Origin of the sequence: Calothrix sp. CCY 0018 (genome assembly GCF_963920925.1) — a bacterium.
Taxonomy (GTDB): Bacteria; Cyanobacteriota; Cyanobacteriia; order Cyanobacteriales; family Nostocaceae; genus Rivularia.
On sequence record NZ_CAWUDI010000015.1, the window covers coordinates 1 to 16478 of the forward strand.

12 protein-coding genes are annotated in these 16478 nt (G+C 38.5%); 4 read left to right on the forward strand and 8 right to left on the reverse strand.

What is annotated here, in order from left to right:
* Positions 1-29: 29 nt before the first annotated feature.
* From ACM03V_RS12810 to gatB, 3 genes are all read right to left on the reverse strand, one after another.
* On the reverse strand, positions 30-287 hold the full coding sequence (locus ACM03V_RS12810) for a toxin-antitoxin system HicB family antitoxin (RefSeq protein WP_414621169.1): 258 nt from the start codon (positions 285-287) through the stop codon (positions 30-32).
* Between the two features lie 76 nt (positions 288-363).
* The gene (gene argJ, locus ACM03V_RS12815; protein WP_414621170.1) at positions 364-1677 is read right to left on the reverse strand and encodes a bifunctional ornithine acetyltransferase/N-acetylglutamate synthase; all 1314 of its coding nucleotides are present in this window, start codon (positions 1675-1677) and stop codon (positions 364-366) included.
* A gap of 1204 nt (positions 1678-2881) precedes the next feature.
* The gene (gene gatB, locus ACM03V_RS12820; protein ID WP_414621171.1) at positions 2882-4366 is read right to left on the reverse strand and encodes an Asp-tRNA(Asn)/Glu-tRNA(Gln) amidotransferase subunit GatB; all 1485 of its coding nucleotides are present in this window, start codon (positions 4364-4366) and stop codon (positions 2882-2884) included.
* A 714-nt stretch (positions 4367-5080) separates the two neighbouring features.
* Between gatB and ACM03V_RS12825 the strand changes: the two genes are divergently transcribed.
* The 4 genes from ACM03V_RS12825 (at position 5081) to ACM03V_RS12840 (ending at position 9703) form a co-directional block, all read left to right on the forward strand.
* Positions 5081-6148, forward strand: coding sequence for a two pore domain potassium channel family protein (locus tag ACM03V_RS12825; RefSeq protein WP_414621172.1), 1068 nt, complete (start codon positions 5081-5083; stop codon positions 6146-6148).
* A gap of 18 nt (positions 6149-6166) precedes the next feature.
* Positions 6167-6739 carry a DUF421 domain-containing protein gene (locus ACM03V_RS12830; RefSeq protein ID WP_414621173.1) on the forward strand — a complete coding sequence of 191 codons (573 nt, stop codon included), beginning with the start codon at positions 6167-6169 and terminating at the stop codon, positions 6737-6739.
* A 229-nt stretch (positions 6740-6968) separates the two neighbouring features.
* The gene (locus ACM03V_RS12835; RefSeq protein WP_414621174.1) at positions 6969-7925 is read left to right on the forward strand and encodes a GNAT family N-acetyltransferase; all 957 of its coding nucleotides are present in this window, start codon (positions 6969-6971) and stop codon (positions 7923-7925) included.
* Positions 7926-8371: 446 nt separating this feature from the next.
* Entirely contained in the window at positions 8372-9703 is a 1332-nt protein-coding gene (locus tag ACM03V_RS12840; protein WP_414621175.1) for a tyrosinase family protein, read from the forward strand.
* A 568-nt stretch (positions 9704-10271) separates the two neighbouring features.
* Here ACM03V_RS12840 and murD read toward each other — a convergent pair.
* The 5 genes from murD to ACM03V_RS12865 form a co-directional block, all read right to left on the reverse strand.
* Complete coding sequence (gene murD, locus ACM03V_RS12845; protein WP_414621176.1) at positions 10272-11693, reverse strand: UDP-N-acetylmuramoyl-L-alanine--D-glutamate ligase; 1422 nt, start codon at positions 11691-11693, stop codon at positions 10272-10274.
* Positions 11694-11773: 80 nt separating this feature from the next.
* The gene (gene glyS, locus ACM03V_RS12850; protein WP_414621177.1) at positions 11774-13924 is read right to left on the reverse strand and encodes a glycine--tRNA ligase subunit beta; all 2151 of its coding nucleotides are present in this window, start codon (positions 13922-13924) and stop codon (positions 11774-11776) included.
* A gap of 648 nt (positions 13925-14572) precedes the next feature.
* A complete protein-coding gene (locus tag ACM03V_RS12855) occupies positions 14573-14767 on the reverse strand; it encodes a hypothetical protein (protein WP_414621178.1) in 195 nt (64 codons plus the stop codon).
* A 368-nt stretch (positions 14768-15135) separates the two neighbouring features.
* On the reverse strand, positions 15136-15369 hold the full coding sequence (locus ACM03V_RS12860) for a hypothetical protein (protein WP_414621179.1): 234 nt from the start codon (positions 15367-15369) through the stop codon (positions 15136-15138).
* Between the two features lie 699 nt (positions 15370-16068).
* Positions 16069-16425, reverse strand: coding sequence for a hypothetical protein (locus ACM03V_RS12865; RefSeq protein ID WP_414621180.1), 357 nt, complete (start codon positions 16423-16425; stop codon positions 16069-16071).
* Between the last annotated feature and the right edge of the window lie 53 nt (positions 16426-16478).

Genomic DNA, 16478 nt, shown 5'->3' on the forward strand with positions numbered 1-16478 from the left:
GAGAGTTAGACTTTGGGTGCTACCTAAGTTTACTCTGGAAGCAGTTTCTCAGTGTCTTTAGACCTGAGAGTGTCAATCAAAGCATCAAGTTTAGCTAGTATTTTTAAACCTTCCTCTGGATTGCCAGTTGCAGCCATTGCTTTAAATCTTGTATTGGCATCAAATTCTGCTAAAGCTAATGTGGAAAGTTCTTCAATCAGCTTATTAACACTTATGCCTTTAGCTTGAGCAAGCTCTTTCAATCTACTATGCTTTTCGTCTGGTAAACGAATAGTTAAAGTTCCCATTTTTGTTTAACTCCTGATTATTTCTTCTGGTTTGAAATCACCAATTACCAATTACCAATTATCAATTACCAATTACCTAAGTCGTATACTCGGCATTAATTTTCACGTAATCGTAACTCAAGTCGCATCCCCAAGCTTTACCAACACCTGTACCATTCCCAACACAAACTTCAATAATTACCGGATTATCTACCCTTTGAGTTTTGACTGTATTCCTATCAACAGTTAAATCATTACTATTATTAGTAGCGACAAAATCTTTTGGTAAAGAAGATGCTTCCGCTGTTTGTTTCAAATATGCACTCGCAGCTTTTCGATCAAATTCAAGGGGTTGTCCTTTTTCCATTAACAAAAAATCCCCCATCTGAATTCTTAAATCGCTTTGCTCAAAAGGTACTCCCGCACGCCCAGCAGCAGCGGCAATTCTTCCCCAATTTGGATCTCTGCCAAAAATTGCAGATTTCACTAACGACGAGCCAGCAATGGTTTTGGCAATTTGCACGGCTGCTTTTTCATTAGCTGCGCCGCTGACTTGCACTTCTATTAAACAAGTTGCACCTTCACCATCGCGGGCGATCGCCTTTGCTAAATGCTGACATACTGCGGTTAACATTGCTTCCAATTTCTTTGCTTCGGCAGTCATTGCGGTAATCGCTGGGGTGCGGGATTGTCCGTTAGCTAAAGCGATTAAACTATCATTAGTACTGGTATCGCCATCAACGGTAATTGCATTGAAACTCTTGTCAGCAGCGCGACTGAGCATTTCTTGCCACAACCCAGGAGAAACCGCAGCATCGCAAGTGACGAAAGCTAACATAGTCGCCATATTCGGATGTATCATTCCCGAACCTTTGCTGATTCCGCCAATTCTTACAGGTCGATCGTGTATAGTTGTTTCTAGCGCAATCGATTTTGTCACCAAATCTGTAGTAACTATCGCCTTTGCTGCTGCGTCACTACCCGTTTCCGAAAGTGATTCTACCAACTTCGGAATACCTGCTTTAAAAGCATCCATCTTCATTCTTTGTCCGATTACCCCAGTTGAAGCCAGCAGCACCGACTTTGAAGAAATATTAAGCGCTTGCCCCAACATCATCGCAGTTTCAAGGGCATCCAACCAGCCTTGTTTACCCGTAGAAGCGTTAGCCTGTCCGGCATTGCAGAGAATAGCACGGGCACTCTGCGACGATAATAACTGCTGACGACAATAGTCAACACAAGCCGCCGTTACCTGCGACATCGTAAACACACCTGCGGCGATCGCCTCAACATCTGAAAGAATCAGCGCTAAGTCAGCAGCACCCGAAGGCTTTAGCCCAGCAGCGATTCCGGCTGCTTTATATCCTCTAGGTGCCGTAACTCCACCTGCTATTTCCTGCCATTCACTCATGATTTTTCCCCTGTATCCTCTTGGTGCTGCAATAGTAGGGGATTATATCAATTATTAGTTGACACAGGCATGGTAACTTATTAGTTATTAATGGGAATTGGGCATGGGAAGAGTTAAGAGTTAGGAGTTATGAATTTAATTAGCTTTAACCTTTAACCTTACATTCCGTATAAATACCAAAAAAAAAGAGAGCTACTTGGCAGCTCTCCGGATCATCAGGGTGCATCTACTTAACATAGTATATCACTATTAGCCCAGGGGGTTTCACCCCTCAGTTAATTTTAAATTAAGTTTTGATAAAGAAATTATCTGTCTTCTTCACGGTAATTTTATCTATAAGTAGAATAAGCATACAAAAAAGAGAGCCACTTGGGTAGCTCTCCGGATCATCAGGGTGCATCTACTTAACATAGTATATCACTATTTGCCCAGGGGGTGAGACCCCCTTGCGTAGATTTGGATAAAAATTTTATGAAAAAACTGCCGTTAAATATAAACAAACAAAAAAGAGAGCTATTTAAAGTAGCTCTCCGAACATCAGGGTGCATCTGATTATCATATTTTACCATTTATGGCATGAGGGATTATACCCCTTGGTAATTTTTTTTGTTAAATATTCTTTCAAAGTATTATATTCAGGAATAAGAGTAGAGCTAATTTATCCGTTAATAATATCATTACGCCATATGCACGGCGGGATTATACGGTTATTATCTAAATTTTCGCAAAAAAAACGGAGAGCTACTTGGCAGCTCTCCAGATCATCAGGGTGCATCTACTTAACATAATATAGCATCTTGAGGGTGGAGGGTGACACCCCCTATGTTAAATTCATGTAAAGTTTTTGTGAAATAAATTTGAACGATCTATAAGTAAATATCGGTTATTTGCTTCTGCTATATAAAGTATTTACGAATTTATAAGTAGAAATACTGTTTCCTTGAATTAAGTAGGCAGGTTTAATTAAATGTAAAACGTCATTGCGTTCACGTTCACGAAGTATGCCCGAAGGGCTTAGTGTTCCCTACACCGGGAATGGAACGAAGCAATCCCAGTTATTGCGATGAGCCGCACATAAAGGTGATTGCTTCGTCGTTCCTCCTCGCAATGACAGAGCGTGTCATAGTTATTTGTACCCACCTACTTACCAGTAAAAACTTAAATATAGGGAGACGTTGCACTGCAACGTCTCTACATCAGTTTTTTATTCAATCAAGGCTTTGAGTTTTTTGTCTACCAGTTGATTGGTTAATTTTGGATCGGCGCGTTTTCCAGTCTTTTTAAGAACTTGTCCGACGAAAAACCCTTTGACGTTGGTTTTACCGCTGCGATATTTTTCGACTTCTTTGGGATTTCCAGCTATAGCTTCATCGATCAGAGGTTCGAGTACTGCTGGATCTGTAATTAATTTTTCTCCTGCAAAAACATCTTTGGCAGATTTACCTTCAAGCAATTCTGGTAATTTTTCTTTGGCTTTGGCATTGCTAATCTCACCTTTATCAATCAGCTTGACGACATCAGCTAAATTGGTTGGGGTTAAATTAATTTCAGAAATATTCAGTTTTTCCTTGTTGAGATGAGCCGCAATATCTCCCATAATCCAGTTTGCGGCAGTTTTGGAATTTGCTCCTTTTTTTAGGGCAGCTTCAAAATATTCTGCTGTTGCCCGCTCCTCGGTTAAAACTCTGGCATCGTATGCAGAAAGTCCCAATTCGGTTTCATAATAATGACGTTTTTTCGCGGGTAAGTCTGGTAATTCGCTTTCCCAATTCTTTAATTGTGCTTCAGTTACCTCGATTGGAGCTAAATCGGGTTCGGGGAAATAGCGGTAATCTGAAGAACCTTCTTTAATTCGCATACTAATCGTGCGTTGAGAACCTTCTTCCCAAAGCCGAGTTTCTTGAATTATTGCTTCACCAGATTCATTCGCTTCTATTTGACGTTCAATTTCGTATTCAATCGCCTTTTGAATAGCGCTGAACGAGTTCATATTCTTAATTTCGACTTTTGTGCCAAATTCCTTTCGTCCGACGGGACGCACGGAAATATTTACATCGCATCGTAGCGAACCTTCCTGCATATTACCGTCGCTGACACCGAGATAGCGGACAATTCGACGTAATTCTTGAGCGTATTCGGCGGCTTCTTGCCCGGAGCGCAAATCTGGTTCCGAAACGATTTCGATTAACGGGATACCGGCTCGATTGTAGTCTACCAAAGAATAGCTCGATCCACTAAGGCGATCGCTACCGGCGTGAACCAATTTTCCTGCATCTTCTTCCATATGCAGACGAGTAATACCAATCTTTTTGCGAGTTGGATTACCATCATTATCAACTAACTCAATTTCAATATGCCCGTGTTCGGCGATCGGTAAATCGAATTGAGAAATTTGGTAATTCTTAGGTAAATCGGGATAAAAATACTGTTTGCGGTCAAATTTGCTATATTTAGCGATTTGACAATTAAGAGCCAAACCTGTTTTTACGGCATATTCTAATACTTTTTCATTGAGTACCGGCAATACCCCAGGTAAACCCATACAAATTGGATCGATGTTAGTATTAGGCTCAGCACCGAATTCTGTAGAGCTATCCGAGAAAATCTTAGTTTTAGTAGCAAGTTGACAATGGGTTTCTAAACCAATTATCGCCTCGTAATCAGTTTTTACAGTTGTAGCAGCAGTCATAAAATTTCAATATTCAAGCTTAAAATTGCAATCATAAGGTATTGTAGCTGTTTCGAGCCAATAACCGATGGATGTTTACGCTCGTTATTATGGCGAGAATTCCGTCCACTGAGAATTTTTATTTCAAATCTAAATTTCAAATCTAAATTTCAAATCTAAATTTCAAATCTAAATTTCAAATTGTGCGTAGTGGCTAATATTTTGTCATCTAACTTAAAATATCTTTACACTTCACGCACCCATCTTGCTTATTTGAATTGTGTTGATATTTTTACAGCTTCACAGTTATTAAATGAGAGTTATAACCTTTATTCAAACAGTAAACTTTAGGTAGATGCACGGCAGACTTGCTAGCTGTTATTAAATAGACATCTCCGAAAAAGAAAAAGAACTGCATCCAAACCTCTCCCCCACCCCTGAGAGGCTTTAAAACCCCACTTCCCTCATAGGGAAGGGGGGCAGGGGGGTTAGGTTTGCGTATAAAATTAAACTACCTAAATGTTTTCCGGAGATGTCTAATGTATAGTTGTTATTTACGTGCATATTTGATTAATAAATAGTCCATATATTATTGCACTTTAATTGTACTAGGATCGATTAATCTTTTATGCCATAAGAGTTTTATAGAAAGTAAGATGTTTTAATGATGGGTATTAAAATAATATTTTATTATACCTAATGTAAAATGTAAAAACAAATCATATAGTTATAATAATGTCAATTATATTAGTAATTATAGGCATACTAATACTAGGTTATACGACTTTTGATGTATTGGTAACAACCTTAACAGTGGGAGGAGGAGGGCCAATTACCAGTAGAATTTCTAGCGGGATATGGTGGTTAGTATTACAAATTCATCATAGAAAATCTAACCACAGATTGTTGTCAACTACAGGTTTAGTTCTACTAACTGGAATAGCCTTAGCTTGGTATTTCCTCACTTGGGTAGGTTGGACAATAATATTTTGTGCTGAGAATTCTGCCGTTGTGAATGCATCTTCTAAAATACCCGCAGATACTTGGGAAAGAATTTATTATGTAGGCTATACGATATCTACTTTAGGAATTGGAGATTTTCAAGCTCAAGGAAGAATTTGGGAAATAGCTACAGCAATATCATCGGCTAGTGGTTTTTTCTTAGTAACATTAAGTATTGCTTACCTATTACCAATTGTTTCAGCAGCTTCAGAAAAACGTGCTTTTGCTACCTATATTTCTTCATTAGGAGGAACAGCCGACGAGATATTGATTCGAGCTTGGAACGGTCAAGATTTTGGAGAATTATCTTCACATTTAAGTTCATTGACACCAACTTTAACCGAGCAAGGAGAAAAACATTTAGCATATCCAGTATTGCATTATTTCCACAGTGTAGAAAGAGCTAGGTCTTTACCTTTAAGTTTAATTGCCTTAGATGAAGCTCTTACCTTACTACAATATGGAATTCCAGAGAAATATCAACCGGAACCAGCAGTTTTAGGTTCTGCTAGAAGAGCTAGCGCGGCTTTTTTGAAAACTCTAAAATCAGCTTATTTAGAACCAGCGAACTATAACCCACAGCTTCCTTCTTTAGAATTGCTAAGAAATAAAGGTATTCCCACAGTTAGCGACGAAGAATTTTTTGAAAATATTAAGATTATCACTAAACGTAGAAGAATACTTTTAGCATTAGCAGAAAATGATGGTTGGACTTGGGATGCTATTTGTTCTAGTTTAACTACTAATAGAGCTAGTAGTTTAGATGATGAAACAATGATTGATGATGTGATGTTGCATTAAATAAATTGGTAATTGGTAATGTTTGAGGTAATTGGGGACGGGATTAATTATGCTTTAGGGTTGGATGTTAAAGAATTAAATTTGTGGCAGATGGGGTTGAGAGCAGCGGTAATTTATGTTGCTGGATGGATAATGGTAAGGGTAGCGGGGGACCGCCGTTTTATTGGCAAATATGCTGCATTTGACGTTATTTTAAGTATTATTTTTGGTTCTACTTTAAGCCGTACTATTAATGGTTCTGCACCTTTTTTTCCTACTATAGGCGCTGGGTTCGTATTAGTAGGAATGCACTGGTTATTTGCAGGAATATCTTTTCATTTCCCAAAAGTAGAACAATTAATAAAAGGTTCATCTCGCGTATTAATTCGAGATGGTGAAATTAATTATAAAAATATGCAAAAGAGTCATATTAGCGAAAAAGATTTAGAATCATCTTTACGTTCTCAAGCCAAACTTACAGAACCCTCTGAAGTAGAAATTGCGCGTTTAGAAAGTAGCGGGGAAATTAGTATTTTATCGAAAGAAAATCAGCCGCAAGTTATTGAAGTTTCTGTAGATGAAGGGGTAAAGATTGTGAGGATAGAATTGTAGATAGCTGTAGATTGGGTTAGATAGCTGTAGCTGTAGGTTGGGTTAGACGCACATACAATGACGGTTTTTGCGATACATTAAAATTGCGTCGTAACCCAACATCTTTATTCATCCAAAAGATTAATGTTGGGTTACGACACGATTACGATCGATTCTCGTTATTTTCCAAATTTGTTTTCGTGTTTAACCCAACTTACAATACTACTAACAGCACCCTAAAATAAATAGAATGAGGCGTTTAGCCGTGCAAATCAAAATTCGGACTTTGCAAGAAACTGAAATTCCCGAAGCCAATAGAATTTTTAAATTAGCATTTGGTACGTTCATTGGCTTGCCCAACCCATTGGAATTTTACGGTGATGCAGATTTGATTACCCATCGGTGGAAAATAGATCCAAGTGCAGTATTTGCAGCAGAAATTGATCGTAAATTAGTCGGTACTAATATTGCTTGTTGTTGGGGGAGCATAGGATATTTTGGTCCATTAAGCGTCCATCCCGAATATTGGAATCAAGGTGTTGCTCAAAAGTTGATTGCTGCTGTGATGTCAAAATTTGAGCAATGGGATATTAAACAAGCTGTTTTATTTACCTTTGCTGAGAGTTCTAAACATCACGTACTTTACCAAAAATTTGGCTTTTACCCTCGTTTTCTAACTTTTATTATGGCGAAGTCTATTCAAGAAACATCAGAAAAATTAGCATATTCGCAATATTCGCAAATCGAACCAGAATTACGTCGTCAATCTTTAATTGCTTGCTTGGAAATGACTCATGAAATTTATCCTGGTTTAGATGTTTCTTCAGAAATTATATCCGTTTACGAACAAAATTTAGGTGATACGGTTTTGCTCTGGGAAGATAATCAATTAGTTGGATTTGCGGTTTGTCATTGCGGTGCTAATACAGAAGCTGGTAGTAATGACTGTTATATAAAATTTGCTGCGGTAAAACCGGGAATCAAGGTTGCAGAGAATTTTGATAAATTACTAATGTGCTGCGAGAAATTTACTGCGAAACAAAAACTAACTCGCTTAGTTGCAGGAATTAACACCAGTCACGAGCAAGCTTACAAAATCATGTTTTCGCAACAATTTAGGACAGAATTGACAGGTGTCGCGATGCATAAACCAAACTTGGAAAATTACAATCGAGCAGATATTTTTGTTTTAGATAATTGGCGTTAGGATTTAACCTAATATAGGACTTCTAATTGATTGAAAAAAAATAAGTTCGTGAGTAGTTGTAGGTTGGGTTAGACGCACATACAATAACGCTTTTTGCGATACATTAAAATTGCGTCGTAACCCAACATTTTCATTTTTAGCATTCATAATATCTCGATTTGTCCATAAAGTTAATGTTGGGTTACAACACGATATTATCAATTCTACCTATTCTTAAAACTTCTTTTCGTGTCTAACCCATCCTACTATCGACTTTGCCCGTAGTGTTATTTTTTACGTCTGTTTTACCAGACACAAGGTTTAAGCTTCATCAAATCTTTATGCAAAAGTGGCATTACTTAAGTGAAAATACATAAAGCTATTATTTAAGTAATATCTAATTAGATAGATATTAATTAAATAAATAGACAAAAATTAGTCTCTATCTAATTATCAGATATCAGCAAATGAAGCATTTATCAAAAATCCTTACCAAAATAACTGTCGGTGTGGCTGTTGCCTTCAGCATCTCGCAAGCTCCAGCAATAGCTGCCACTTTAGTAAGAAAGAACGTCATTGACTTGACTCCACAGGAAAAATTAGATTTCGTGGATGCGATTAAAACATTAAAAACAATACCTGGCACTAACGATAATCAAGTAAGCATCTATGATGAGTTTGTTGCCATCCATACAGGTGCAATGGCATTTACACCAGAGCAATTGGGTGGTTTAGTTACACTGCCTCAAGATACGCCAGCCACAGGGCCGCAGGCTGGAGTTGATGCAGCTCATGGAAATTCGGCATTTCTACCTTGGCACCGTGAATATTTGAGCCGATTTGAAAAAGCCTTACAGTCAGTCAATCCTAATGTCACTATTCCCTACTGGGATTGGACAGATCCTAGATCGGTTGGTGTGATTTTCCAACCAGACTTTTTAGGCACCAACGGCTCGGGGCAACCAAGAGAGATTCTTGGTAGAGATGAACCATTAGAAGGTGGTCCTTTGCCGTTTGGTAATTTTTCTGCTGCTGATGGCTGGAATGTGATTCCAGATTTACACACTAACGTCGTAACTGGGGAAACTTTGGGAACCTCAATAATCCGCTATTTGCCACCTGACTCTAATCCCCCCGAGCAGCAATTGCCTCTAGATCAAGCACGAATAGATAGACTTCTTCAATCCGATGATTATAATATCTTCCGTCCTGCTTTAGAAGGACGGACTTTCATAGATGAAAACGGCAATGAGCAAATGTGTACATTACCTTGTACTCATAATCTTGTTCATGCATTGGTTGGTAGTGGATTCGTCGAACAACCACCCCAATCTACTGACTTAAATCCACCCCCATTGGTAACAGTGGGCACCATGAACAACGTTCCAGGCTCTCCCAATGACCCAGTTTTCTGGTTGCATCATAGTAACGTAGAACGTCTTTGGGCAGAATGGCAAAACAATGGTCGCCAAGGTAGCGAATTTTATCCTGAAGCAGGTACACAACCTCAAGGACACGATCTTAACGACCGGATGTGGCTTTGGGACGGAGGTGATTCGACACCAGGTTCAATTGCTGATATAGATATAACACCCTATTTACCATCGATTGCACCTGATGATATTGTCAAAGTTTCTGATACTTTGAATCTTAGTAACTATGACTACACTTATGACACCCTTGTAAACAAAGGTCAGGTAACAAAGGTTCCGGAAACTAATTCGACATTCGGTTTATTAGGTTTGGGTGTTTTGGGTGCTATTTATTTACGTCGGCGTAAAGGTTCTTTTAGTGCTTAGGAATCAACTCTAAGATATTGGTTAGTTGTAGGTTGGGTTAGACGCACGAACAATAACGGTTTTTACGATAGATTAAAATTGCATCGTAACCCAACATCTTGATTTTTAGCATTCATAATATCTCGATTTATCCATAAAGTTAATGTTGGGTTACAACACGATATTCAATATTCTCGTTATTTTTCAAATTTGTTTTCGTGTCTAACCCAACCTACAATACTAGGTTCGTAGTAGCGCTGTACTCGCCTCCGAGAAGATGCGCTGTAAACGAAGTTTTCTCGAAGAGTAGTTGTAGTAGTTGTAGGTTGGGTTAGACGCACGAACAATAACGGTTTTTACGATAGATTAAAATTGCATCGTAACCCAACATCTTGATTTTTAGCATTCATAATATCTCGATTTATCCATAAAGTTAATGTTGGGTTACAACACGATATTCAATATTCTCGTTATTTTCCAAATTTGTTTTCGTGTTTAACCCAACCTACAAATTATATACAAATAAAACAATACAAAAAACCCGGCTTTACCAGAAAAACCGGGATTATAAATTCTCAAAAAATAACCATTACTTCAATTCCAAACACCACTTGCGAAAATCATCGCCGCGTACTTCAAAATTGGCGTATTGGTCAAAACTCGCACAGGCTGGCGACAGTAAAACTACTAATGCATCATGCTTCTTCGCTAATTCAAACCCGCGAGCAACGGCTTTTTCCATCGTTCCCATGTCTTCGTAGTTGGAATATCCTTCTTCTTCAAAGCGTTTTGCAAATATCGGTGCTGCATCGCCAATTAATAATACAGAGAAGGCTTTTTCTTTGATTTTTTCTATCCAGGGTTGATCGTTACCAGCTTTGGCAGCACCTCCAGCAATTAATATTACCGGACTTTTTACCGATGCTAAACCAACTTCGGCAGCGTCGTAATTCGTCGCTTTACTATCATTAATAAAGTCAATTTTTTCATAAGTACGAATATGCTCTAAGCGGTGAGGTACCCCAGCAAATTCGCCGATCGCTTGGTGGATTGCTGATTTTTCAATTCCTGCTAACCTTGCTGCTGCAATTGACAACAACAGATTTTGCAAATTGTGTTCTCCTACCATTCGCAAAGCGGAAACTGGCATGATTTTTTGGTCTTCAAATACAGATGAAATATGTTGCGTCTCTACAACCCAACCATCTTCTATGTAAAAACCTTTACCGCCGATTAAATTATTTTTACCTTTAATGCTCGTCCAGTAAGCATCTTGCCAATCGGTTTCACCCACTTTTCTTAAGTATGAGTCATCACCGTTGAAAACCTGCATTTGAGAGCGTTGCAATAATTGCGCTTTGATATTGTAATAATTTTCTACAGTTTTGTGACGCGCTAAATGATCTGGTGTTAATGTAGTCCAGATGCCGATTTTTGGGGAAAGCGAGTTGGAAGATTCGATTTGGTAACTGCTGAGTTCGGCGATTATCCAATCTATGGGAGGATGGAAAGAAGTTTCTTTTTTATCCCCTTGTCTCCTTGTCCCCTTGTCCCCTTCCTCAAGTGCAATCTCAGTAGCGGCAATACCAATGTTACCGCAAATAGGTGCGTGTAAACCCGCAGTCTGAAATATTGCGCCGATTAATGATGTGACGGTAGTTTTACCGTTGGTGCCGGTAATTCCGATCCAGGGAGTAGAACGTAAATTGCGCCATGCAAGTTCCATTTCCCCCACGGTTTCAATTTGTTTTTCCCGCGCTTCTATTAATGCGGGAATATCCCAGGGAACACCGGGACTAACTACGATTAATTTCGGTAATTCGGTATCGTTTAGATTCAGGGAATACTCTAATTTAACAGTGATTCCCTCAGCAGCAAGTTCTTGTTGTTGTTTGAGGAGGTTAGGGGAGGTTTTTGTATCACCAATTTCCACCTCCCAACCCTCTCTATTCAACAATCTCGCCGCAGCAACACCGGATTTTCCCAATCCAATTACATGAGCTTTAGGCATAGACTGTAAGCAGGCCCTGGTTAAGCATGACTATAGTAACGTTTATTGGCATAATTTACACCATGTTTTGTTGATTTTCACTACAGATTTTTTACAATTGCGCCAAAATCAGCTAAAACGCGAGCATGGTTACGAAGTAATCCTAGTAAATACAGACGATTTCGCTTGATATCCGGATTGTCATCCATTACTAACACGCTTTCGGGGCCGTCGAAGAATTTACTAACTGTAGGTGCTATTTCTGTTAATCCTGCTATCAGTTGTTGGTAATTTCGCTGTTGTTGTGCGGCTTGCGTTTGCGGTACTAAGCCAACCACGGCGTTATAAAATGATTCTTCGGATGTTTTTTGGAATAAGTTCTTTTGTACTAAATTGCTGGGGTCGAGTTGTTGGGTATCTAGATCGCCTTGTGCTGCTAATCTTGTGGAACGATTTACCGTTTCGTAGATTTTATCTAAGGTGCCGTTATTGCGAATATCTTGTAAGAACAAAGCGCGATCGCGAACGTCTAGTAAATCCTGCAATGCCCTTTCTGTATACTCTGGGTCATTTTCTCCCAATACCGCATTAACTAAGTCGTAGTCGATCTGTTTCTCATCTTGTAATAAGGTGCGGATGCGCTGTAGGAAGAAATCTTCTAAATCAGCCACTAATTTAGCTTTATCTTTGTTATAAGTATTAGCGAATTTGAGGGCCGTTTCTTCGATTAGCTGCTGTAAATTAATTGCTAAATCGCCATCCCAAGTAATATTAACAATCGCAGTTGCGGCTCTGCGTAACGCGAAAGGATCGGAGGAACCAGTTGGTATCATTCCTAAGCCGAAAATACTTACCAAAGTATCGAGTCGATCGGCAATAGCAACAACTCTACCCGTAACGGTTTGCGGTAAAATATCATCGGCACCTCTGGGTAAATAATGTTCAAAAATCGCATCGGCTACAGCTTCGGGTTCGTTTGACTTAAAAGCGTATTTTTGACCCATAATTCCCTGCAATTCGGGAAATTCATACACCATCGAACTAACTAAATCTGCCTTACATAATAAAGCTGCTCTTTGAATATATTCTTGCTGCTGAGATGATAAATTTAACTGCTTGGAAATTCGTTCGGCAACAGTACAGATTCTATCAACCTTTTTGCGTAAAGAACCCAAATCTTCCTGAAAAGTTACCGATTCCAACTGTGGTAAAAAGCTTTCAAGTGATTGCTTAATATCATTATCGTAAAAATATCTACCGTCAGCCAAACGAGCGCGAATTACCCTTTCATTACCTTTAGCAATGATATCAGCTTTTTCTGGGTTGCCATTAGAAACCGTAATAAAATAAGGAAGTAATTCTTTGCTATTTTCAGCTTTAAATACCGGAAAATACTTTTGGTGAGAAACCATTACCGTAGTAATAACTTCCGGTGGTAACTCCAAAAATTCCGGTTCAAAATTACCGACAACTGCGGTCGGAAATTCGACTAAATTAACAACTTCCTCCAACAAATCGGGGTAAATTTGAGCATAACCATTATGTTTTTTGGCTGCTTCCTGCACCTGTTGAGTAATCGTATTAACTCGCGTTTCTACATCTGCAACCACAGAAGCGAAATTCAAGGTACTAAGATAATCGGTAGCTTGAGATATAGTTACGTTATCGGGATGTAAAACGCGATGTCCCCTGGAAGTATTACCGCTTTTCACCACTTCCGAATTATTCTCAATTTCAATCGGTAAAACTTTGTCATCCAGCAAAGCCACTAACCAGCGAATCGGACGAGAAAACTTTAAATCCCCATCGCTCCACCGCATCAACCGCTTACCTTCTAATTTAAAAATCCAGTTGGGAATAAGTTCGGTAATAATATCGGCAGTTGAACGTCCTTTGATACTTTTCTTAACAAAAACGAAATCACCTTTATCAGTAGGGCGAATTTCCAAAGCAGAAACATCCACACCTTGCTTCTTCGCAAAACCTTCCGCCGCTTTAGTGGGCTTGCCATCCTTGAAAGCAGCCTTCGCGGGTGGCCCCTTTATTTCCTCTTCTCTATCTGCTTGTTGTTGCGGTAAACCTTTGATTAACACCGCTAATCTGCGGGGAGTACCGTAAATTTCCACCGCTTCATTATCGAGAAAATTTTCCTGTAAAGATTCGGGAATTAGCTGCTTCCACTGAGTTATAGCACCGCTCAAAAAGCTTGCAGGTAACTCTTCCGTTCCGACTTCCAATAAAAAATTAGCCATAGTACACGTTGATTATTAAGGAATGTCCTTCACAATTTCAACAGTTTACCGTGGGTTTTGGTTTGGTTGTTGGGATTGGGGGAGAATATATTTTTTTAACGCAAAGGAACGCTAAGGTTAACGCGGAGGAACGCGGAGGAGAGAGATAAAGCAAACGCAAACCATGTCAGCAACTCAGGTCTCAAGACACTGAGCTTCAGGCATAGTTCTGAAACTCTTAGCTGACCAGATTAAGGATTAAATTCCTACGTTTAGAGCAAGTGCTAAAAATCATACCTTGAGATGCGTAGCCAGTTTCAAGCACTATAACTGGAAAATTAAACAGGTGTAACGCCAGTTTTGCCAGTGTTTTCCTTTTGAAGCCGACTCTAAACATTATCGAGGCTAACATTACTTAATTGCGGACTAACCATCCAAAAAAAAAGAAAAATGCCAACGGTGGTTAAAACCACTCGCGGCGTTTTTCCACGAGCGCTTTAAAAAGCGTGAGTTTGCAAACTACCGGGATTTTCTTATGAAGAATTGCGATCGCGGATTACACTCTTTTTCGATTATTGGAGACGCAGCATTCTCAACGAGCCTTTATAAACCCCGTTTCTTGCTGATTGCACAACGAAAAGAAACCGGGTTTCTGGTAGTGCCTCACTCCTAACTCTTAATTTCTAACTCTCCACCTCTTGCTTTATTGCCATTCCCGTTGTTATTACCGTTGTTATTACCGTTGCCGTTCAAGTTATCGCTGAAGTTGACGTTTATATAAAATCTAATATTAATTAAGCTACCTTTTTTGCCGCTAAATAAATAGCCTAAGATTAAGCCCAAAATAAAAGATAATAAAATCATATTATCTGGCTAAATGTATAAGTAAATAAGAAATCAAACTATTTTATTAATTAATTGCTTAACAAACTGTTCAATACAATATAAAAGTATATCTTGCTAATGATAAAAACATCACTTTTTAATAGGACTTATACGAAGCCCCCCTTAAAAAGGGGGGTTGGGGGGATCTTAGAATTGGGAATACCTACTTTTTCGTTGCGGTTGCGTAAGTCCTGTTTAATTCGCTTAGATTATTTTTCATCTGGGAAACTAATAGCTAATTCTACTTTAAATTCTTTTTAAGACAACCATAAAAAAGTGCGTTTAAACGCACTGAAAATTTACCGAGTTAGATTTTTAGACTTAAACTTAGAAACGAAACATTGAGATTAAATATCTTGGCGACTGGCATATATTTCACCCGACGGTAAATTTAGGTCGATAATACATTGGGAAGAAGGACTTTTGTCTGTCAAAAGATATCTTTCTACTATCACTTTTACGCTAAATGCTTTAACTTCCAATGAAACCTTTGCTGGATATCCTGATAAAATAGCCAGAAAAGCTGTACTGTACAGACAAGATAATATAACGAGAACTTTCAGATTCTTAATGATATTCATGTTGATTTCTCCTTATGTTCTAATTTGCCCGAAACTCAGATTATTGAAACAGTTTTTATAATTAGAGATTCGGGCTATTAACTCAACCTAATTTGGATTATCTAAACTCTAAACCTTATCGAAGAGACTCGATCAGTATCGCTGTTCCTCCTAAACAGAGTAGGATTATTCCTAAACGCCAAATACATCCAAACATTATTGGAAAGAACCAGTCTGCAATGTATTCGCTGCCGATAATATTCGATAAACTCGCGGCTAATATAAAGCCAAACACTATAAACGAAAAGTATTTGAACGCTTTTACCATGAGTCTAAACAAGGGGTTAAATTTGTTAGTAGTCATTAGCTTTTTCCTTTTAAGTAATTTTTGAATTGAAAGAATCGAAATACCATGAATAGGTAACAAAAAAGCCGGTAAGTGCAGGGTACACTTCACCGGCTTGTAAACTTCTAGTTTATCGAAGCCATATTTAGTTTTAGATTTTAGATTTTGGATTTATACTAATACTCTACTACATTATTTTTTTTGGGTTCGTAGTAGCGCTTTAGCGCATCCGAATTCCGGAATATGAGGCGAAGACGGCGCTACTACAAACAATGTCTTACCTATCAACATTTATGTGTCCAAGTACTAAAAATGAACGTGAAAATTCAAGAATAACGAAAATATTGAATCCAAAATTTAACATCCAAAATTAATTAATCAGACGAATACCATTGATTCCAAGTTTTAATAACTTGTCGATATGCATTGTCTATTGGTTCTAGTTGTTGGGAATTTAAAGAGTATCGGTAGCTGATATGGCTACCCAAATAAACCACGATTTCGTGATTTTTTTTCTCGCTACTTATGTGGAATTCACCATGTCCTGTTTCACACAATGATTGCATTAACTGTAAATTCAAATGAGAGAATAATGCTGGTAGCATCAGCCCGCTCTGATATCTGATTCGTCTAGTAGATGCTGATAATGCCTCGGAAGGTATTCCCCCAAGATGTAGATACATCTTCATAGGCTCTGCTTCCAAGAATTCCTGTATTTGCGGAAAGCTCATGTTCTAATTCTCCATGAGAATAATAGTTAGTCCCTCAGAGGTATCAATTTTAT